Raw genomic sequence first — 21,062 nt, forward strand, 5'->3', positions numbered from 1 at the left:
AAAAGAGTCGATGAGGGACAAATCAGAAGAATTCCCAATGAGATTAGTCCTTCATAAGGGTGATGAAAGACTAATCATTCGAGTTCCCATTGAGGATTAGTTACTCGTAAGAATTTTCATGCGAAAAATCAACATCTGTCTATAAAAAGCCAAATAAAAAAACGAACTGATACAACCAGTTCGTTTAGCTATCCTATAATCTTGGATCAATTGGTTCTGCTTCTAACGCTAGAATTCCTAACACACATTCATGAACTCGTTCTAATGATTCTCTTTTTACAAATCGATTAACACCCTCTACACCCAGAGCGAATTCCTTCAATGCGTTACGCTGCTTCTTGCCTGCATTCCGTTTCTTTAATCGAGATAAATTTTCTGGCAGCAGATAATCGATTCCATAAATGATATGCAAATACTTGCGACCCCTAACTTTTATCGCAGGCTGGAGAAGTTTTCCTTTGTGACGTGTAATATACGATTCTGGTTTCACAACAAATCCTTCATGACCATCCTCTGTCATCTCTTCCCACCATTCAATGGCGTCCTTCATCGAGGCTTCATCATTTACAATTCGGTATTCTGTTTCTATAAACAAACGGGAAATCTCACTAAATTCTTTATTTTTCTCCATATGCCAAGTGTGCCGCTTGTCAAAAAATGTTTCTGAACTGTGAGCCAATGTGTGGAATGGGGCGATTTGAATTCCTTCCAATCCTTCTGGTTCCCAACAGTATTTCTGATACACCGTATTAAATACTTGGGCATTCTTGATCCCTACATCATTTTCCTGGACCCAGCTTAAAACATCCTTCCCATTTTTCAGAGCCTGCTCGAGTGAATCCTTTAATTTATGCCGGTCAAGCAGCGCCATTTCCCCCACATGCGCATATTGGTTCAGAATCAGGTCTTTCGCCTTCAAATTCCATGGCAGAATTTCTGCATCAAGCAAGACAAAATCAGTATTATATTTCTCAAAATAACCACTTTTCACTAAATCTTCATTCAAGACACTGACCACTTGTTCCTGCAGTTCTTTTTGAAAAAATGCCCTGCCTGTACGGGTATAAATGGTTCCTAACGTTTCCCTGCCAACATACTCCTTGGCAATTTCTTTATTTTTAAATAAAAACAAAATCCCCCTGCTGCCCATATGTTTCTTTTCCACGACCATTGTATCTACACCATTGGCTTGGTAGTAATCGAATGCCTCCATTGGGTGCTCTAGGTATTCTTCCAGACGTGACGGTTTTGGCGTTGGACTCATCGTTGGAGGAAGATAAACGATGTCTTCAAGCGGCAAGGTGTAATGAGATAAATCATCTAAAGCTGGTTTCACACCATCATCATAAATCATGATCTCGCCGTACTGTTCTGTTAATACGGAATAACCGTCTAAGAATTTCATGATATTCGGCGCTGCGAGTCTCTTGAGTTCCCATTCCTTCAATGGATTGTCGGGAACATTTGCATAATCCTGTTTTGCCTTGACCGAAACAAATTGTTTTTCTGGATAACGGTAAGCAGTTAAACTACCACCGTATACCACACCTTGGTCAATATTAAGTGTGTTGTTAACCAACAATGGCTGCGGCTTTGGGTCGTGCCCCCAAAGAATGAGCTCACTTGATTTATGGGCGACGGACCAATCTTTTCGGATTGGCTTGCCATTTTCATCGAGCCCCTCACTATCACCATACCGACAAAAGTCAGAAATTCGGGGCGACTGCTTTCCGATATAGTGATCCTTTATTCCTGCATGTACTGCTACTACAGTATTAACCTCATTTTTTCGAATCACATAGTGTGATTTCGCTTGTAAAAGTAACTCTTTTATTTGTGCCTTTAACGTCTCAGTATCCTCACTGCCGTTTTTACGCTCATATTCTTCAAATTCAGCGGCTACATTTTCATCACCGTGTGCCATCTTTACATTTTTTCCATCGAGCCAGCGGGCAATTTTCCAACCGTGATTGCTGTCAATCATAAAGCTGAGTCCTGCCGAAACATGCTTATGGAAAAATTTTAGTGTTTCAATGGACTTCGGTCCCCGGCTTAATACATCTCCTAATGAAAGTATTTTCCTGCCTTCTGGATGGATGTAATACCCTTCATCGTTTTCCTTGTATCCAAGTTTGTTTAGTATTTCAACAAATTCATCAAAACAGCCATGAATATCCCCGATAAAATCGATTCCAGTCCCAACATCAATATATAATGGGTTCTCCAGACGACTCACGTTTACGACTTGAAGTTCATCTTCTCCAAGCATGTAAACACGGCGATATGGTTTCTTTTTAATGAAGCGAAGTGTATTTTTAAAAAGTTGATATTGTTGCTTGATACGGTTTCGACCACGTGGAAAGGCACGCTCCATATCCCTTCTCATCAATTCCGTTTCTGAAATATTTAAGACCATCGCAACGACAGGAACATGATATTTCTTCCCCATTTGCAGATATTTTTCATGTTCTTCCTCACGTAAATGGGTGGCGTCGATAAACGTTAATTTATTGAGCTTACAGCGTTTTGAAATCACATAATCCATTGCTTCAAAGGCAGCACCGGATATTTGCTGGTATTCATAAAATAATGCATCACTTTCGTCTTTGGGGCGCCCGTTCCAACTTATAAATTCAATATCGCTGACCAAAACACGAAATTGATCAGAGCTGACCACTTCAGATGGAAGAATCTGCTGTTCTTGTATTAATTGATTTAATAAGGTTGTTTTTCCGGTATTAGAGGGTCCCACTAACAGGACAATTCCCGCATGCGGTAAATGTAGTGTTGTCATCAGATCTCCTCCCTTCTAAAAATGGCTATTTGTGTTGGCTGTCCGTACGTTGGATGTTCTTCGCCAATCCCTTGAATGCTGAATTTGTAAGGATATCTTTTCGTCCATGCTTCCACATGCTGAGCAAATTCTGCTCGTGTCCATTCAAACCGGTGATCATCATGTCGCATTGCTTCATCCATATCATAGAGGACATTGTATTCCTGGTTTGGTGTTGTAACAATCAGAGTTTTTGGCCGATACTCACCAAGAATCGTATCAACTATTTTTGGGAGCCGGTTCTCGTCAATATGCTCAATCACTTCACACAAAATGATGATGTCTTTATTTTGCAGCCGGCTGTCAAAATAAAATAAAGACCCTGCGAGTGATTGTGGTTCAACAAATCCTTCTTTATCTATCACTTGTCCAAATCTTTCAATCGCCTTAAGTCGGGATTTGTTTGAGGGCTCAATCGATAAAATTTCTTTGACACCTTCGACAAATCCAAGCTGTACGGATAGTCTTCCTTCCCCAGCACCAATGTCCACAACAGTCTCCCTCTGCGGGAGTGTCCGAATAATGTTCAGTATGGCTTCATAACGCAGGTCGTTTAAGCGAGTCTTCGGGCTCTCTTCCTGGTTACGAACGTACGGTTTCTTTTCATAGTATTTAGATTGAGAAATTAAGGCATTAAATCGAAGGGCACGCTTGACGATAATTTGTTTTAACGGATGAGTTTCTAGCCATCCTTCCCCGTAACGTTCGAGTTTCTCCACTTCTCTTTCGTCTAAAAAATAATGCTTATAATTATCGATGACAGGTATGAGAATCGAAACATGCTTAAGCGCTTTTTGAACGCTCTGCCTGCCGGAGATCGTAACAAATCGTGCGGAGCTTTTTTTACGAATCGTACTTTCTACGCGCTCAATTTCCACTTTGTAACCCATTGGTTCAAACAAATCAGCCAATTCCTGATCTCTTAAATCCGTTGATACCGGACCAAAAGCCAGTTCCATATCAAATGCGTGGTCCACCCATGGCAGATACTCTTCATCTGGTTTCCCATTTAAAGCGGTTCCTAATGCCTTGCGGAAGGTAGTAATAAACAAGCTGCTGACGGCAAACTCGCGGTCGTTTATGTAATGGGTAATATCAAATAAATCGGATGAGTTTCGCACTAAATCTATCGGGTCTGGCTTTACATAGATAAGGAACTGGACTTCTTCTTTTGTAAAAATAGGATAAACGAGGCGGACCTTAAAGCCTTTTTCATCCCTCTCATACGGGTTATTAGGGTTCTTCGCGATAAGATAAGAGACCACATCTGCACCATTTCCCCTTACTGTTAATGATAGCTGCATACATTACACTTCACTTTCTGCTGAACTATTTTCTCCTACCTATTATCATTGCATAAAAAGGGATATTTTAGAAATAGGTTGGTAAATATTTAATGAACATAACTCCAAACATAGAAAAACACCCACAAACATTTGTGAGTGTTTTATTGTTTATATTTCAGCCACTATAGACTTTCAGGATGATATTGTTCCGATAAAATTCAACGACGCAATATCCCTGGAATCTACGAAACCATCCAGTATTTTCTTAACATCATTCAAGGTATCCTTTAGACTCACTTCCGCCCCTTTAATACCTGTAAACTCCTCAGCTACATAGAATGGCTGTGTCAAATATGCCTCTAATCGTTCTCCTCGATGAAATGTTTCTATTTCAGAAGCAGGTATTCCGTTAATTCCCTTCACATTAACGAGTGATCGTAGTTCGCGGTAGCGGCGTAATAGCTTTTGTGCTTTTTGTTGGATGGTAAGATGGGTTTGATCTAGGTGTGCGTCTTCCAATACGGAAGATGTAGAGTAGATTGGGTTTACTGCCGGGAAGCGATGTCTTGCTGCTAGGTCCATATCAAACTGCCATAAAGTTTCAAGCGGTCCATATGGCAGATCCTCATCCACTGAAGCCCCTTTTAAATCTAGTAAAAAGGTTGTAACAGACTTGATGTCGACATCTTGTAATTTTTCTTGAAGTTCGTAGATTTCTCCTGTTAAAACATGTGAACGGTCTGCTACAAAAATAATCTCTCTACTTTTTCCAACCTCTGACATTTTTACGAAAGCCTTTTCAATGGTCTCGGCTACAATCTCTGTATCGTCTAGGATTTCCGCTAACTCCGGGTGATCATTTTCTGGTTTTAATAATACCGTTACATAACCCTCTCGCTTTAAACGGTAAACTAATTCCGCAAGTACGACCAACTGCCCCATACCTGGCCGAGCAACAAGTCCAATGGTGCCTCCCTTAACGATTGGCGCAAACAAATCTAATGTTTTAATTTTTGTTTCAATCATCTCTACATTCTCCCCTCTTAAAATCAATTCATCTAGACTACATTGTGCCAATTCTGCTAAAGCTACGATGGTACGAACTTCAGAGCGTCCTACTGGAATTTTCCCCGTGCATAAATTAGATACGGTCGCCGGCCGCAACCCTACTTCTTTTGCAGCACTGGTAAGATTGGGCACCCTTCTTCGTAATAATGGTACATTCAATCTTATATTTTCCATTATTTCCACCTCCTTACTTTATATAGTAAAATATGTTACTTTAAAACGCAACATTTTTTACTCCTAAGAGTAATTTTTTTGCTTTTAAACGTAATTTGTTATTAATTTTGCTATTCATTACTGATAACACAACCCAATTTATTAAACTAGCAATTATTGCAATTACATTAATTTTCTTAATTGGACCTTTATATTTTGGTTTATTCAATTATGCATTTAAGTAAATCATTTATTTTTTCTAAGTCACTAATCTTATTATTCCACCCATTACCAAACCTATTTAGCTGATATTTATGTGGATAAAGTACGCTTCCTGTTTCATAAAGTGAGTAAAACTGCTTCAGCTGGGTAGTATATGTTTAGGATGGTGTGCGCTGATATTTAGTATAGTCCCTATTAATAAACGAGGAAGTGAATAGATGAATCAGAATAACGAACGCAATGACTTTAGCCGAAATGCAGAAGAAAGTAGCAACAATCAAGCTGATAATAAAGATAATCCAGGTACCAGTGACTTTGTTGAAGCAGCAGGAACTTTTACTGATGGAATTGCGGGTGCTATGATAGGTTCTCAGTTTGGACTAATTGGTACTGTTATAGGCGGTATTTCAGGCGGTGTTATTGGTAACCAGATTGTGGAGGGGGATGAAGCGGATAAAGCTTCAAATAATCGTGATGTGAGCGATGATATTAACTCTGTAAATAAGTAGGCATTTTTTTGATTTCAATTATTTTAACAAGGACTTATCAAAGGAAAAACACCTAAGGAAAGTGAGAGGATACAATAAAAAAGGAGAGTGTGTATCGGGGATGAAAAGTAAATGAAATGGATATTGGATAAAATAAATACAATTAAAGCAATTCTCATTATTGAGAATTGCTTTCAATCCCATAGAATATTCAAGTATTGCTCCCTATAAGTTTTTTTAAAAATTTGGTCACTATCTATTGTTAGTATACTTAGATTTACCACGTTCCTAATGTTACAACTAATCTTCCATCTTGTTTAAACATGTTGAGAGATTGTCTAACATAGCCAGTACCATATTTTATAATTCTGGGCTTAGTGGTGGTTTTGTCACCCCATATGCAGTTGGTTACTACACCACTACTTGCGTCATCCCAGTACATAACACCATTGATTTTACAACCATTGAACACAATCCCATTTTGTCGAACATGGACATAGGTTACATAAGGGTCAGTATAACCATCACTAATAACATGACAATTATTAAAGGCTACGTATGTATTATTTTGAATGGAATAAATGGCTTGGATATCTATTGCTCTAGCTGTACAGTAAATCCAACATCCATCAAATACAAAATCTGACATATCAGCTCCTGTAACAGCATAGAGTGTGTTTAAGTCGATGATTACGTGAGAGAATTTGAAAGCCAATCCTCGTACTACATTTACCCCAATTTTAGCTGAACCGATGAACCCTCCCAAGAATGTACAGCCCTCTGGACGTCTGATAAATCCTTGATAGGTTGCTCCATTTACATAAACACCGTTATATAAACCCGAAAATTGACAGCCAACAAAGGTGTTATTAACAATTTGTCCTTGTATTTTTAAACCACAATCCCAAATATAGGACGTGTGAATATTTTCAAAATAACTCCCCCATACCTCAGCTAAAAATAAACCAGTAGAGACATAGGAGATTGAGATGTTTTTAAATGCGCATTTATAGACAGAATAGTTAACACTGGTGGATTGTGTAATTTCACTTTGATCTGCGGTGCCCATATACATACCAATAAGGTTACTGTAATTGGGATTTCCACTAATCTTCAAATCCTCTATAAATCTAGTGCTCATAGATAAATCTGTTCCCGCAAAAGGTTCTCGACCCTTTACCCAAATTATCGTATTAATTGGAACACTAGCACCTACTGTAACTTTATTCCATACACTTGATACTTTTATTGATGCATTGTTCCCGATAACAGAAATATAATTAGGGATAACGAGTGTTTGTGTAATTACATAGGTTACATGAGGTTTAAGGTTTACTATCCCCATGCCTCCCGAGGCGCTAGCAATACAGTGTTTCAAGGCTTCAGTATCATCAGAAAAACCATCACCCTTTGCTCCGAAATCCTCCGGTAATAGGTAGTATTGCATAGAGTTTGGAGTAGACAATATTATCAGCTCCTTTAAACAATTAGAACAGAACCTTATTAAATCGACTTTTTATCTTATTTATTTAACCGGTCTTAGAGAAATTGTATGCTTATCTGTTGATCCATATTAATTGATTTTGCGTGATTATGAACATTCTGCACCGTTAGCGCAGCATACAAAAAAGACCCAGCTACAATTTAACTGTATTTTAACATTTTCTTGTTCAACTAAATAGAGATCGCTGCAGCCATCCCTTCTTTAACTCTTACTACACTTTGTTTAAGTGCATTTATTCACATTCAAATATCTGACTCTAGATGAACCACATTAAATGGGTTATTTTGCACAGACTAACGGTTAAGGAGAGATAATAAATGGAGATGGTTGATATGGATGGTACTGTAAAGGAGTTAATTGCTTTACAAGAAAGATATGCCACTTTGACTATTGAAGGGTGGTTATCAACTTCTTTATTTACTTGGGGTTGGTGGTTTCTAGCAATCTTTTTTGTAGTACCTTGGTTGATATTCGTTATGCTTCTTGATAGAGACCGTACTCTTGAAATCTGGAGTTTTGGACTAATTATAATAATAATCACCAGTTTTATTGACGATCTGGGTAGTGAAATATGTGCTTGGATTTATCCTATTAAGTTTGTTCCTGCTGGTCTTCTTGCATTTCCGTTCGATTTCTCAATAATTCCAGTGACGTGTATGTTAATATATCAATATTTTTATACATGGAAATCATTTAGTATTGCTCTTGTTTGCCAAGCTACCATTTTTGCATTTGTTGGAGAGCCTATTTCAGTTATGCTTGGAACAGTTACATATTTAAAATGGAAATACTTATATTCATTTGTTTTTTATATAGTTACTGGATTTATAGCTAAGTTTATTATTCAGAAATGGAAATCATAATCTAAATATTCAATCAAGCGCTATATTAAAGTGGTCAATGTCTATAATATTCAGTTACCAGTTTCATGAAATTTTTGGCAGGTGTAGAGACAAAATGGTGTTCAAGCCAAATGACTCCTAAAGAAGAGAACATATTGGCATTGTTTATCGGTGCCCCGTAAAGTGTTTTTGCCCCATAGACATCAAAAACCGATTTTGGCACAATCGTTACCCCCATTCCCCCCTTAACCAATTCCATTAATACATGCATATCAGAGCATTCTGCAATATTTGTTAGTGAAAGTTTTTGACTAGTAAAAGCTTCCAGAATCGTATTATATATACCTAAGCCTTCTGTACTAGGAATAATAAGGGGCAATCGTGAAACCTCTTCTAAGGATATATTGTCTACTTCTTTTTTGCTGACGAAAATAAAAGGCTCATTAATAAGATGATGATAGGTCAAATCTTGATGTTCAAGTGGAAGACGTACAAATGCCATTTCAATCGCCCGCGTTTTAACCATTTCAGCTAAATAAATAGAATCATTTTGAACAATTTTTAAAGACACAAGGGGATAATTATGGTGAAAGGATTGAAGCATTTCCGAAAATCCTGAAACAGATAAGGTGTTAATTCCTATATTTAGTGCGCCCCTTTTTCCCTCTTCTGTATCCTTTAATTCAATTTTAATTTCTTCAAAACTAGTCACAAATTGCCGAGCACGTTGATAGAGTAGATGTCCCTTATCGGTTAACTCCATGCTCTTTCCATTTCTCTCAATTAATTTTACTCCTAGTTCCTCCTCCAATTGTTTCAACAGTATGCTAAGGGGAGGCTGAGACATATGAAGCCGATTTGCAGCAGCTGTTATATTTTTTTCTTCAGCAATAGCTATGAAATACCGTAATTGTTTAATGTCCATTGTCTTCTTCCTTCATTTAAAAAATGTATGGTTTTAAAACAAATTATATATTTTTCATATAGCCATGTCCATGTTACGATAACCAACAAACAAGAAAGGAGAAATACATGGAACGCCTATTTAAGTTACAGCAACATGGTACGACGCTTGCAAAGGAACTTTCTGCCGGTTTTATTTCGTATATAACAGTAGTCTACATTATTATTGTCAATGCTACGATTTTGGCTGCGGCAGGTATTCCATTTGAGGCAGGTATCATTGCGACGATATTAACTAGTTTTTTTGGATGTTTAATTATTGGTTTTTGGAGCAACACCCCAATTCTTCTCATTCCTGGTATGGGGCTAAATGCGATGTTCACTTATACAATCGTTCAATCAGGGGGATTTTCTTGGCAAGAAGCGTTGGCGATGGTTTTCGTTACAGGGCTCATTTTCGTTGTGATTGCTTTTACACCCCATAGCGAAGATGATAACAACCTCGATTCCAAATTCCTTAAAGGAAGCCATAACCATTGGAATCGGAATCTTATTGATATTAATTGGGTTTGACAATGCTGGTATTATTACAGATTCCGAGCACACCTTGCTAGCAATTGGAGATTTAAGCAGTCCCGGTGCTGTCACTACAATTATTGGTTTGATTATTACGGTAATATTATTTATTAAAAATGTACCCGGAAACCTTCTTTTAAGTATTTTGATTACATCATTGTTATCGATTTGGATTGGAGGTTCTGATGTCGAGGGGATTTCCCTTACAATGCCATCTTTTCAAGAATATCGCGGGGTATTTGGACAACTATCGTGGGCACAAGTTGGAAATATGGCGTTCTGGCTAACTTCAATCTCTTTTGCAATGGTGGTCGTATTTGAAAATATTGGTTTGATTCATGGACATAACAAGATGTTAAAAAGCTCTGAGGGTAGTAAAAAAACACTACAGGCAACAGGGATTTCTGTTTTGACTTCTGGAATATTCGGTACGAGTCCCACCGTTGCATCTGTGGAATCAGCAGCTGGAATAACAGCTGGCGGAAGAACAGGGTTAACCACCATTGTAACCGGAATATTGTTTCTTGCTTCGATCTTATTTATACCAGTTATAAAGATTGTACCCGCTAGTGCGGTTTCGCCTATTCTCATATTAATAGGTGTCCTTATGTTGCAAAACATTGTTCATATTTCCATGGAAGACTTAACAGAGAGCTTTCCGGCACTCCTGATTATTGTATTGATTCCATTAACCTATAGTATTGCAGATGGTATGGCAATAGGCTTTGTTCTATACCCATTGTTGAAACTTTTATTGGGGAAAGGCAAGGAAGTTCACCCTGCGCTTTATTTTATTGCCATTCTGTTTTTTAGCAATTTTGTTATTCAGTACGTATTTTAAGTAACTAAAGTGTCGGCCGGTTAAATTGATCATAATACCTATTATTTTTAAATGGAGGGTCGAATAATGTACGAATATAAATTTATTCAAGTTAAACTTAGTAGATGGAACAATGTACCGAAAGAAAATTACCATGAAATCATTGCTAAGCATGCAAAAGATGGGTGGAGATTCGTCCAATTATTTGCTCCGGTTACTTCCGGAAACGGTTCATCTTCTTTTTTTGAGATTATTTTTGAAAGATCTCTCAATTAATAGTGGCATTAAAAAGTTCTTAAATATCTCAAGTGTGGAAACTGGAAAGTTCAAGATACACAATGCAAATGAATAAAACCTTTCATATTTTGGATATCTTTTAACCTTATGGAAAAAAGCACTCTTAAGTTGAAAAAGGACTGTTTTGGTATTTTAATCTACAGGACCATTGCCGATGTAATCAAAAGTATCTATATCGGCATAAACAATCATATTGTTTGGAATTGATTTACTTTTAGTTGGAAAATCAATTAAATACACTTCTTTTCCTTCATATGACTTATCGGCAACGTGAGTCACCATATTTTCATTCAGAATAATTATAGTAACCTTTCCATCTTTCCAGGTACCATCAATAAATTCTATTTGTTCTGAGGACAATTGCTTCCAAACTATTTCTCTGACATCATCTTTTTTGACACCCTTATCACCTTGTTCGGTGCTATTAACATCACTTTCGTCATTATTATTTTCTTGTCCATTTTGGTTAGAACAAGCAATTAGTCCTAACAGAAGAACTGCGGAAAGAATACTTAGAGAGATTTTACTCATTCTTAACACCCCTTATTTTAATAGACGAACATTTTCTTAATTGGTTCCAAAATAAAACCAATTACACATTTATTTCTGCTCTTCTTCGACTAACTCTACCCTTAGTCGAATTATTAAAAATGGCTGCTGAAGCAGCCACTAATTATAAACTTTTGCATCCTTTGATAAAAAATCTAGAAATTTTTATTAGAAAAAGCTAGATCTTTTATAGAGTTCATTTTTGTTACCTTTTCTCGATATTAATTAATTCAAATCTTTTAAATACCACGCATCCATAGCAGAGTGTTCAGAACCTGGTAGTGGTTCATGTAAAAGTGTAAATCCAAATTTTTTATATAAAATACATGCAGTTTTTAATTCATGCATTGTTTCTAGGTAGCACTTTTCATAATGTTTAGAGGCAAATGACAAAGCTGTTTCCATTAGTTTCTTGGAGAGACCTAAACCTTTAGCTTTAGGACTTAAGTATAGCTTTTGTAATTCGCAAACTTTATCATGTTCGTTGAACGGTGCAATCCCAATTCCACCAACAACTTCTCCATCCATTTCTGCAACCCAATAGTTCGCATGTTTAATATTATTATAATATTGGTGAAGGTCGTTAAGTTGAGGATCAAAATAAGCTGACCCAGGAATCGCTAAACCAAGTGATTTTAATGAATCTTGTATAATTTCTTTTACTTTTGCATTATCTTCTTTTTTAATTTCTCGGATAATCATATACGATCTCCTTCAATAAACTTAATTTTATTTTAACATAATTAGCCAATTATATTTAGACTTAGCAAAATGTCTTACTATTTTTGGAAGTAACATAAAAAGGTTCAAATCATTTGCGATTTGAACCTTTTATGATACTTTTAGAAATCTTCTCCGAAGCGTCTTCTAAATTTAGCACTATGGCAGGCATCACAGGTTGGAAAGGCGTGATCCCAAGGAAGGTTCTTTCCACAGTTTCGACATTTTTTCACGAACTTGCGAATATCCGTTTTTAATTTATCTTGTACCTTGTCACTCATTTCTTCACGCAGCCGCTCCCAATAGATTGCCTCCGTACGTTCTCCCAATCGGTATAAAAAGAGCAAGTGCAAGCCAAGTGCTTTATAAGCTAACTCGAGATCCTCTAAACTTCGTTCCTTATATGGCGGTTCCGGTAAAGGAGTACCATGAATAATCGCATACATCGTGTCTTCCCATTGTCGTGTAAGCGTCGGTTCATTTTTTGAAAAAGGAAGGTGCAAAAACCCATAAAGGTCCATTAAAGGTAACCGTGCTTCAATTTCCGTCCCTGCAATCAGATTGTAAAGTGACCGCTCCTCCGCTAATGAAGCTTTCTTCGTTCCTGGCGGGCTTTTAAATTTCCCCCAAAGCTCAAAGAATGTTCCTAAATCACGATAATACCGCTGAAACCGCTCGAACACTGAGTTGGTTGGAGCGATGGCAAACGTATGAACAGGTTCATCCTCTTGATTAAGCAATCTCCTCATAAGACGAATGTCCTTCGTAAATGCGACCTTCCCCACATCGTAGATCCCTTTACGACCTGCTCGTCCGGCAATTTGTTTCACTTCCTGCGAAGTTAACAACCGCCTTCTTGTTCCATCAAATTTTTCATTTTCTAAGAACACAATCCGGCGAATTGGCAAATTCAAGCCCATTCCAATGGCATCCGTGGCGACAATGACCTTTGTTTTACCGCTGTTAAATTGCTCAATTTGCTTTTTTCTAGTTTCCGGCGGCATGCTGCCGTATATCATGCTGACGGTATGACCATCGCTTTGAAGTCTAGATGCAGTTTCAAGCACACGCCTTCTAGAAAAACAAATCAGTGCGTCCCCTTTTTTCACATGTTTAATATGGAATTCTTTTGATTCTACTTCGAGCGGCGTATCCCGACTGTATTCGTGGATCTCGATGTCCGATTCTCCTAACAGCTGCAAAAGCATCGGTTTGGAGTTCCTGCTCCCGATAATATGGACTTCATGTGCATTTGCTTTTGTAATCGCTTTGTACCACGAGAAGCCACGGTCCTTATCGGTAATCATTTGTGCTTCGTCAATGACGACGATATCATAACTTTCTTTTTCATGAAACATTTCCACCGTGCATGAAAAATGGTTAGCACCTGCTACGATTTTTTCTTCTTCACCGGTTTTCAGTGAGCACAGTGTTCCTTCAGCATTTAATTTATCATAAACCTCCAGCGCTAATAATCTTAATGGGGCTAGATATAAACCGCTGTTTGCCTGCTTCATTTGCTCTAGTGCATGGTGGGTTTTTCCCGTATTGGTTTCACCAATATGAAGAATATAACGAACTCTTCGACCAAGCGATGGATTGTACTCCTGACCAAAAATATCCTCCATCATTCTATTTTCTTCTTCACGTTTTCGTTGTAATTCTGCTTCTTCCTCTGCCTTTTTACGTTCTCTTTCGGAGTAGTCCTTTTCAAAAATTTGCTTATGAACGGTAAGGTCAAATGGAATTACTTCAATTTTCAATAAGTCCGAAAGATATTCCTCTTGAATATCTTCGATAAAATAATCTTCTACCTCATATAAAAGCTGCGTCATGCTCCCCTTTATGTAGGAAGGAGTCAGTTTTTCACCAAAAGCTTCTTCAAACTGTTCCTTCATCTCCTTCGGGAGTTTTTCCAAAACTCTTTGCGGGATCACTTCTGACAGAAAGTCAGAAATTAAGCTTTCATAGACAAAAAAATACGTCTGATATTCATACAAACTCCGTCCACTATGAACAGTTTTATGAATATCTCCAGTTAATTCCGCAAAAAAGGTTGCCACCGTTGTATAAGAATTAGGATTAAAATGACCCTCATCCACTAATTTTTCTTCCAGCGCAAAGGTATCGATGTTTTGAAACTTTACATTGTTCTTTATATCCGCATCCAATTGTTTCGCTGTAAAATGACGAACATAGAGATAAAGTTCAGCATAATCTTTCTCAAGCATATCGGCTGCCATTTCTCCTATCTCTTCTGATAAGATATGACGTAGTTCAGCCAAGCGGTTTGATTCTTGTCTCTTTATAAAATCTGCTTTTGCTTGGTAGTATCTTTGTTCCCATTCCTGTTCTTGATTTGCAAAAGTTTCCTCTGTCCATTCACTTACATGAAAGGGCTGAAACTCTCTCATTTCATCCCGGAAAAGTTTATTAATTAATTTGCGGTCCACTCCTTGAACCTCGTATCCTTTTTCCCGCAAAAATTCTTTCTTTTCATTCTTCGGGACATCATTGGTGACTTTATTCAGCCAAACATTGACCCAAATTTGCTCAAGATAATGGCCACGGTCATTTAAATATTCGTTAAAAGACGGCAAACTATCTTTAGATTCTAAATAATGATTCATATCTTCGATCACTTTATTCTTGGTATGTTCAATCGCTTGAGTGTAAACGGCGGTTAATTTATTCAACTTCTTCCCTCCTTTATCAGTATTTGGTATTTTTAGTTTATCACTTATTCAGCAACCGAACAAATATTCGGACTCTAAATTTCTCGTTTATTGCAATATTGGTCGACTAAATCCTCTATCTGATCTAGTTCAGGAAAATCCCCTGAAAATTCAAATTTGATTTCTTCAATGAATCGGTTCTTGTTGTTGTAAACATGAATGGCCCCATTTTGATGGCTGACACTATATTCTGGTACAAAGCGAAATCCGTTTCGTTCAATGGCTCCCATGATAATCCCCTTTTTTGAATTTTTTTTTAGTATTTACTATTGTACTGTGGTTAATCTTCCAAAAACAGAACGGTACTAAGAGAACAGGTCTAATCATATTCTCATAGGAGAATACAATTAGGAGGAGTGGGAAGTTAGGTGATAAACGTAAAGGTTCGTTTACGGCCGATTGTCAGCAAAATCAATTTACCCACTGTTTTGAAAACCGCTATCCTTCCGGGTGACTCTTTGGAAAGATTATTCATTGCAACCCAGGTCGGAGAGGTCTTTTTTTTAAGTAATGAAGGCATTAGGACTTTTTTAGATATTCGTCCTCGGATCATAAAACTTGGTTCATCTGGTGGTTATGATGAACGAGGATTGCTAGGGCTCACATTTCATCCCCAATTTTATTATAACGGGCTGTTTTATCTCCATTATTCAGTAGCAGGAACACAAGGTCCAGGTGTTCTTTCTGAATCTTTTACACCTAATCCTTGTGACCCCAGAACTATAAATCTAAGGTGGATAAATAGAGAAACTCAATATGACCATATCGATACAGTGGAGGAATGGATTTTACAATCAAATGGTCAACCTCAAAAACGAAGGACATTGCTTAATTTAAGAAGACCTTTTATGAATCATAATGGCGTCAACAGCTTGAACTTTTCACCTGAAACAGGAAAACTTGTTTTAACAACCGGGGATGGCGGATCAGGCTATGATCCATTTAATTTAAGTCAGGATGCGATGGAAATTGCAGGTAAGATCATTGAAATCGACGTTGGAAAAAATACAGGTATTACGAACCCACCCGTGGTCACACGTTTCAATGAAATTCCCATACCTATTCAGGAAACGCTTAGTATAATGGCAAATGGAGTTCGCAATATATCAGGCATTTCCTATCAAAGGGTTCATCACCAGTATATTAAATATGTGGGAAATGTTGGACAGGATTTGGAAGAGGCGATTTTTTCATTCGGTCATTATAATCCAATACCCGTTACTCAGCTTGTTCAAGCCACTTCAATGAATGTTAACCTTGACCCAGAAGGATTCGTTAACTTTGGCTGGCGGGGGTGGGAAGGTGCTTTTCCTACTTCATTTATCAGGGGCTGCACTAATAATCCGGCTTTAGATGAGAAAATAATTGCTTTTTACAATGAAGCAATAACTACTTCAGCGAGGCGTCTTCAGCCTTTGACTAGTTATTATCATAGAGATCCACGACCAGATAAGTTTAGTGGAACCGCACTAACAGGAGTGCAAGCCTATATGGGGCAAGCAATTCCCGCTTTATCGGGAAGCGTTGTGTTCATCGACCTTGCCCGGAAAGAATCTCAACCTCAGACTAGAGGGGCATTAGCTTACACCCATGTAAGACAGGATGGGAAACAAAATGATTTTAGTGTGATTAATACGGATTATGATTTTGGGTCACAAGCCGCTTACTATGTTAGTTTGGGAAGTAATCTAGATCAAACCAGACTATATTTAGGGGTTTATGGATCGATGAGGGTGACCGATTTGAACCAGGGTACTGTTTTTGAAATTGTTCCTTAATTCTTCCAAATATAAAAGGGAGTGGAGTAAATCCATTCCCTTCCTGGCTACGCGCCAATTTGTCATTAAAATTTAGTGAATTTCAGTTTGAAATCACCTTTATATGGAACATGTTCAACGGTTATCGTTATGTTTTTACCATCTTTGTCTTTACCCATTCTTTTATAGGTAAATTTCTTTTCATTCAGCTCTGTTAGTTCCAGAACTGCACCGTACTTCATTCCTAATGAAACATGGGCTCTTATCTTATTACCGTGTACAACATCGTAATAGCCGTAATCACCACGGCTTGCACCTGTTTTCGCATCGAAAAATTCATATTTATTTGTCTTATAATCATATTTTGCAAGACCTAAAAAGTTTGCGTTATAGGCAGATACATCATTGCCGTTTTCATCTAATGCCACAGTTCCTTGCCAAAGGGTATCTGATAGAATTTTATCTCCATCCTTATCTGTAACAATTTCCCCCGTTTTTGTTACCAAGCTTTTATCTGGATCCGTAAAAGATAGATTTGTTTCTTTATATGGAATATGATCAACAAATACCTCTACTTCGTTACCATTCGCATCTTTTCCCATTCTCTTATAAGTAAATATGTCTTTATTAAGTTTTGTTATTTCAACAACAGCTTGGTAACCCATTGATTCAGATAGTAATACTCTATTCTTTCCATCATTGGTGATAAAGAACGTTCCTTTGTCACCGCGGCTCTTTTTTGTGCTTTTATCAAAAAATTCATATCTCGAGGTTTTATCATCATATTTTGCAAGACCAATAAAGTTTGCATTCTCCTTTGTTAAGTCATTTTTATCCTTATCATATACTTTAGTACCTTGCCAATTTGTGCTACTAAGAATATTAGCGAATTCCTGTCCTTTTGTTTCCTTATTTTGCTTATTTCCCTTGTTTTCTGTTTGTTCTTGCTTTTGGTCATTTGTTTGTGCTTGTGTGATTGTGCTGCATCCTGAAATAACTAAAGTTAACCCAAGAAGAATAGATGGTAACATTTTTGCTTTTTTGTTCATTTTATTGTCTCCTCATTTCTTTATTTTGGTGTCAATTACATGGTTTTGTTCCGGATTAAGTCTTTATACAACCTAGTTATTTTGCCCCTGCTTTTACCAATATATTTTCAATCTCGTTAAAACCTTTCTTTCGTGCATGCTGTAAAGGAGTTATATTATTTCGATCGGGAATATTCACATCTGCCCCATGATCGATCAACAATTGCACTGTTTGCTGCTGTTTTTCATCACCATTATTCAAAATGATAGCTTCAAGTAAAGCAGTCCAGCCAAGATCATTTATATGATTTATATCGATATTAGTATTGGTAAGAAGTTCTTTAATAACATCTACATATCCATGCTCTGAGGCAGGGATTAAAGCAGTTCCTCCATACCGGTTTGTTATAGATGGGTCGGCACCAGCTTTAATCGTAAGTTTTAAAATTTCAATATACCCTTCAGCACCAGCATAAAGGAAGGGGTTATTTTCCATATCATCCTGAATGTTGACGTCTGCTCCCGCGTCAATAAGTATTTTTGCAGTCTTTGCATCGTTGTTGTATGTCGCAATCATTGTGGCAGTTCGCCCTTCTGAGTCCTGTGTATTAATATCGACACCTTCCTCAATCAACCTTCTAACGGTATCCGCCTCTTTGGCTTTTACTGCTTGAATCAGTTGTTCCTCCATATCTATCACTACCTTTATCTCATTCTCCTGATTATTTGAATTACCATCATTAACAGAGACACATCCATGAAGAATGAGTATAGTTCCAATGGCTATTGCTTGGCGCCCCCACATGATTTTCACCACCTGTCGGTATTTTGTATTTGCTATCCTCCCTCATTCATTTGGCCATACATTTATGTTAATATGTAATTTTAAACTCCCTCGAAAGAATTTCTTAAAAAAAGATAAACTTTTTCAGAAAATTTCTTCATGTTTATAAAAATATCCGCCACCTTATGTGACGGATATTTTTTATATTTAGTTTAAACATTGAATCGATAGCCTGCTCCCCAAACCGTTTCCAAATATTTAGGATGTGCAGGATCCTTTTCAATTTTACCGCGTATTTTTCTGATATGGACGGTCACGGTTGACACATCTGCTGCCATTTCATAGCCCCAAATATGTTCATATAGCTGCTCTTTGTTCAAGACTTGATTCGGGTGATTCACAAGAAATACCAACAAATCAAATTCCTTTGTTGTGAACGATGTCTCCTCACCGTTAAGATAGACTTTACGTGCTGACTTATCAATCGTAATCTCTTTAACCTTAATCATATTTGATTTTGTTTGATTTCCAGCTAGTCGTTCATATCGATCTATATGTGCTTTCACCCTAGCTACCAACTCACTTGGACTAAAAGGCTTGGTAATATAATCATCTGCTCCTAAACCGAGACCTCGGATTTTATCGATATCCTCTTTTTTTGCGGAAACAAACAGAATCGGAATATTTTTCACTTGACGTACTTGTTTGCATATATCAAACCCATTTACGCCAGGGAGCATGATGTCTAAAATAATCAAATCATAATCATTTTCAAGTGCCATTTGGAGTCCTAAATCACCACTATGTTCAACATCTACAAGAAACTGGTGAATCTCTAAGTAATCTCTTTGTAATTCTGCGATACTTACTTCATCTTCGACCAATAATATCTTTTTCATTTATTCACACCTTTCTTCAAAGAAAAGAAAACACTTGTACCTTTGCCTTTCTCGCTCGTTGCCCAAATCTCGCCTTCGTGCTCTTCAATGATGTGTTTGGCAATGGCTAGTCCTAATCCACTTCCCCCGGTCCGAGAATTTCTAGACTTTTCTGCCCGATAAAATCGATTAAAAATATATGGCAACGAAGAAGGTTCTATTCCATAGCCATTATCTGTTACTTCTACAACGACATCAAAAGGGCCTTCATGCAGTTGAATTGAAATATACTGATCATCTTTATTCATATACTTCACACAATTGTTAATGAGATTTACTAAAACACGCTTTAACTTTTCTCGGTCAGCAGTCACATAGATCGGTTTATTTGGTGAATGATGGTGAATCTGTATCCCTTTTTGAACTAAATCGAGATGAAGTTTCTCTACAAAATCTTTCATGTATTCAACCAGTTCAATCGTTTCAAAAGTGAAGGACTCCTTCTTTAAATCTAGTTTTGAAAATAAAAACAGTTCATCGATTAATGTATCCATATCCCTTGCTTTGACATGAATGGTGGTTAAATACTTCTCCATTTTCTCTTGGGTATTTGCTACACCGTCTTTTATTCCCTCAACATAACCAATAATCGACGTAATCGGTGTTTTTAGATCATGTGAAATATTTGAAAGAAGTTCTTTTCGATTTTCCTCATATTGAAGTTGGAGGGTGATCGACTCCTTTAGTTTAAGTCTCATTTCCTCAAACGTTTTATTTAATTGTCCGATTTCATCATTGGAAGTTGTTTTGATTTCAAAATGTAAATCACCCGATTTAATCCGTTCTGCACCCTCTTTAAGAATGGAAATCGGCTTGATAATGCTTCTTGACACTAAATAGTTTAATATCCCAATAATCATGATAAATAGAAGCAGTAAAAGTCCTAATAAAATGGGAAACAGCTCTTGAATCAATTGAGTATTTGAGCTTACCTTCCTTAAAACAAAAATACTTCCTTTACTTTTGTCTGAAAAATAAAAATCAAACTTTACATAAGTAAAATAAAAGTCATTGAGTTTAATGGAATCCCGCGTATTTATATTCGTTTCCTCAAACTTAGGAAGTGACGTAACCAAAGCCTGCTGGTCTAATGTAGAAGTCGCATACTCTATAATGTTTTCTTTTCTAACGACAATTTTGATATCTTGCTGTTCAAGCTTCTTCAGTTGCTCTTTATTTAATAGCTGCTCAGGGTTATTTTTCGCCAAAAGTTTTAAATCAAGAAAAACACTTTCCTCAACTGGAGTCAAAGGTTTTTGAAGATATGATTTCTTATAAAAGTTCGCAATCGAATTTACATCGCCCGTTATCGTAAAAAGCAGCAAATAACCAGCAGCTAAAAACAAAGAGATAGAAAAAACAATGACCCCCACGTATGACAACAGAAACCTCATTTTAATGGACATACTTCACCTCCAATCCATTACTTTCAACTAAATTACCATCAAGATAATTGAACCATATCACACAAATCTTAAAAATTTCGAAAAAATAAAGAAAAAATCTAAAAACAGGTTAAAAATATACAAAAAACGCTGCATAAACAGCGTTTTTGCATA

17 protein-coding genes and 1 pseudogene are annotated in these 21,062 nt (G+C 37.0%); 5 read left to right on the forward strand and 13 right to left on the reverse strand.

Annotated elements, in window-relative coordinates; genetic code table 11:
• Positions 1-193 precede the first annotated feature (193 nt).
• The 3 genes from QNH29_RS18830 to QNH29_RS18840 form a co-directional block, all read right to left on the reverse strand.
• Positions 194-2,794: a polynucleotide kinase-phosphatase gene (locus QNH29_RS18830; protein WP_283860872.1), complete on the reverse strand. Its 2,601-nt coding sequence runs from the start codon at positions 2,792-2,794 to the stop codon at positions 194-196.
• Entirely contained in the window at positions 2,794-4,137 is a 1,344-nt protein-coding gene (locus QNH29_RS18835; protein ID WP_283860873.1) for a methyltransferase domain-containing protein, read from the reverse strand. The genes QNH29_RS18830 and QNH29_RS18835 overlap by 1 nt, the downstream gene beginning before the upstream one ends.
• A 174-nt stretch (positions 4,138-4,311) precedes the next feature.
• Positions 4,312-5,361 (reverse strand): P-loop NTPase family protein, encoded by a 1,050-nt coding sequence (locus QNH29_RS18840; RefSeq protein ID WP_283860874.1) that lies wholly within the window; start codon positions 5,359-5,361, stop codon positions 4,312-4,314.
• 419 nt (positions 5,362-5,780) lie between these two features.
• On the opposite strand from QNH29_RS18840, the gene QNH29_RS18845 reads away from it, so the two are divergent.
• Positions 5,781-6,071 carry a hypothetical protein gene (locus QNH29_RS18845; protein WP_283860875.1) on the forward strand — a complete coding sequence of 97 codons (291 nt, stop codon included), beginning with the start codon at positions 5,781-5,783 and terminating at the stop codon, positions 6,069-6,071.
• Between the two features lie 256 nt (positions 6,072-6,327).
• On the opposite strand, the gene QNH29_RS18850 is transcribed toward QNH29_RS18845, so the two are convergent.
• Positions 6,328-7,515: a glycosyl hydrolase family 28-related protein gene (locus tag QNH29_RS18850; RefSeq protein ID WP_283860876.1), complete on the reverse strand. Its 1,188-nt coding sequence runs from the start codon at positions 7,513-7,515 to the stop codon at positions 6,328-6,330.
• A 356-nt stretch (positions 7,516-7,871) separates the two neighbouring features.
• Between QNH29_RS18850 and QNH29_RS18855 the strand changes: the two genes are divergently transcribed.
• The gene (locus QNH29_RS18855; RefSeq protein ID WP_283860877.1) at positions 7,872-8,417 is read left to right on the forward strand and encodes a CBO0543 family protein; all 546 of its coding nucleotides are present in this window, start codon (positions 7,872-7,874) and stop codon (positions 8,415-8,417) included.
• 34 nt (positions 8,418-8,451) lie between these two features.
• On the opposite strand, the gene QNH29_RS18860 is transcribed toward QNH29_RS18855, so the two are convergent.
• On the reverse strand, positions 8,452-9,321 hold the full coding sequence (locus QNH29_RS18860) for a LysR family transcriptional regulator (RefSeq protein ID WP_283860878.1): 870 nt from the start codon (positions 9,319-9,321) through the stop codon (positions 8,452-8,454).
• 107 nt (positions 9,322-9,428) lie between these two features.
• Here QNH29_RS18860 and QNH29_RS18865 point away from each other — a divergent pair.
• Together QNH29_RS18865 and QNH29_RS18870 are read left to right on the forward strand one after the other, a co-directional pair.
• A pseudogene (locus QNH29_RS18865) lies at positions 9,429-10,716 on the forward strand (NCS2 family permease).
• Between the two features lie 66 nt (positions 10,717-10,782).
• Entirely contained in the window at positions 10,783-10,971 is a 189-nt protein-coding gene (locus QNH29_RS18870) for a DUF4177 domain-containing protein (protein WP_283860879.1), read from the forward strand.
• Positions 10,972-11,124: 153 nt separating this feature from the next.
• Here the strand turns inward: QNH29_RS18870 and QNH29_RS18875 are convergent, their stop codons facing one another.
• From QNH29_RS18875 to QNH29_RS18890, 4 genes are all read right to left on the reverse strand, one after another.
• Complete coding sequence (locus QNH29_RS18875; protein WP_283860880.1) at positions 11,125-11,523, reverse strand: hypothetical protein; 399 nt, start codon at positions 11,521-11,523, stop codon at positions 11,125-11,127.
• 243 nt (positions 11,524-11,766) lie between these two features.
• On the reverse strand, positions 11,767-12,243 hold the full coding sequence (locus QNH29_RS18880; RefSeq protein WP_283860881.1) for a GNAT family N-acetyltransferase: 477 nt from the start codon (positions 12,241-12,243) through the stop codon (positions 11,767-11,769).
• 140 nt (positions 12,244-12,383) lie between these two features.
• Positions 12,384-14,957 (reverse strand): helicase-related protein, encoded by a 2,574-nt coding sequence (locus QNH29_RS18885; protein ID WP_283860882.1) that lies wholly within the window; start codon positions 14,955-14,957, stop codon positions 12,384-12,386.
• A gap of 74 nt (positions 14,958-15,031) precedes the next feature.
• Positions 15,032-15,226 (reverse strand): YbxH family protein, encoded by a 195-nt coding sequence (locus QNH29_RS18890; RefSeq protein ID WP_283860883.1) that lies wholly within the window; start codon positions 15,224-15,226, stop codon positions 15,032-15,034.
• 138 nt (positions 15,227-15,364) lie between these two features.
• Here QNH29_RS18890 and QNH29_RS18895 point away from each other — a divergent pair, with 138 nt between their 5' ends.
• Positions 15,365-16,774, forward strand: a complete 1,410-nt coding sequence (locus tag QNH29_RS18895; protein WP_283860884.1) for a PQQ-dependent sugar dehydrogenase — start codon at positions 15,365-15,367, stop codon at positions 16,772-16,774.
• A gap of 65 nt (positions 16,775-16,839) precedes the next feature.
• Here the strand turns inward: QNH29_RS18895 and QNH29_RS18900 are convergent, their stop codons facing one another.
• The 4 genes from QNH29_RS18900 to QNH29_RS18915 form a co-directional block, all read right to left on the reverse strand.
• Positions 16,840-17,802, reverse strand: a complete 963-nt coding sequence (locus tag QNH29_RS18900; protein WP_283860885.1) for a DUF4822 domain-containing protein — start codon at positions 17,800-17,802, stop codon at positions 16,840-16,842.
• A gap of 76 nt (positions 17,803-17,878) precedes the next feature.
• On the reverse strand, positions 17,879-18,586 hold the full coding sequence (locus QNH29_RS18905) for an ankyrin repeat domain-containing protein (protein WP_349654861.1): 708 nt from the start codon (positions 18,584-18,586) through the stop codon (positions 17,879-17,881).
• A gap of 191 nt (positions 18,587-18,777) precedes the next feature.
• Complete coding sequence (locus QNH29_RS18910) at positions 18,778-19,464, reverse strand: response regulator transcription factor (protein WP_283860886.1); 687 nt, start codon at positions 19,462-19,464, stop codon at positions 18,778-18,780.
• Complete coding sequence (locus QNH29_RS18915) at positions 19,461-20,909, reverse strand: sensor histidine kinase (RefSeq protein ID WP_283860887.1); 1,449 nt, start codon at positions 20,907-20,909, stop codon at positions 19,461-19,463. Before QNH29_RS18915 ends, QNH29_RS18910 begins: the two co-directional genes overlap by 4 nt.
• Between the last annotated feature and the right edge of the window lie 153 nt (positions 20,910-21,062).

Origin of the sequence: Neobacillus sp. DY30, assembly GCF_030123065.1 — a bacterium.
Taxonomy (GTDB): domain Bacteria; phylum Bacillota; class Bacilli; order Bacillales; family Cytobacillaceae; genus Neobacillus.

Bases quoted from the DNA above. Each gene is read 5' to 3' on its own strand.
- QNH29_RS18830 (WP_283860872.1), bottom strand. From the start codon at position 2,794: ATGACAACACTACATTTACCGCATGCGGGAATTGTCCTGTTAGTGGGA.
- QNH29_RS18835 (WP_283860873.1), bottom strand. From the start codon at position 4,137: ATGCAGCTATCATTAACAGTAAGGGGAAATGGTGCAGATGTGGTCTCT.
- QNH29_RS18840 (WP_283860874.1), bottom strand. From the start codon at position 5,361: ATGGAAAATATAAGATTGAATGTACCATTATTACGAAGAAGGGTGCCC.
- QNH29_RS18845 (WP_283860875.1), top strand. From the start codon at position 5,781: ATGAATCAGAATAACGAACGCAATGACTTTAGCCGAAATGCAGAAGAA.
- QNH29_RS18855 (WP_283860877.1), top strand. From the start codon at position 7,872: ATGGAGATGGTTGATATGGATGGTACTGTAAAGGAGTTAATTGCTTTA.
- QNH29_RS18860 (WP_283860878.1), bottom strand. From the start codon at position 9,321: ATGGACATTAAACAATTACGGTATTTCATAGCTATTGCTGAAGAAAAA.
- QNH29_RS18870 (WP_283860879.1), top strand. From the start codon at position 10,783: ATGTACGAATATAAATTTATTCAAGTTAAACTTAGTAGATGGAACAAT.
- QNH29_RS18875 (WP_283860880.1), bottom strand. From the start codon at position 11,523: ATGAGTAAAATCTCTCTAAGTATTCTTTCCGCAGTTCTTCTGTTAGGA.
- QNH29_RS18880 (WP_283860881.1), bottom strand. From the start codon at position 12,243: ATGATTATCCGAGAAATTAAAAAAGAAGATAATGCAAAAGTAAAAGAA.
- QNH29_RS18890 (WP_283860883.1), bottom strand. From the start codon at position 15,226: ATGGGAGCCATTGAACGAAACGGATTTCGCTTTGTACCAGAATATAGT.
- QNH29_RS18900 (WP_283860885.1), bottom strand. From the start codon at position 17,802: ATGAACAAAAAAGCAAAAATGTTACCATCTATTCTTCTTGGGTTAACT.
- QNH29_RS18905 (WP_349654861.1), bottom strand. From the start codon at position 18,586: ATGTGGGGGCGCCAAGCAATAGCCATTGGAACTATACTCATTCTTCAT.
- QNH29_RS18910 (WP_283860886.1), bottom strand. From the start codon at position 19,464: ATGAAAAAGATATTATTGGTCGAAGATGAAGTAAGTATCGCAGAATTA.
- QNH29_RS18915 (WP_283860887.1), bottom strand. From the start codon at position 20,909: ATGTCCATTAAAATGAGGTTTCTGTTGTCATACGTGGGGGTCATTGTT.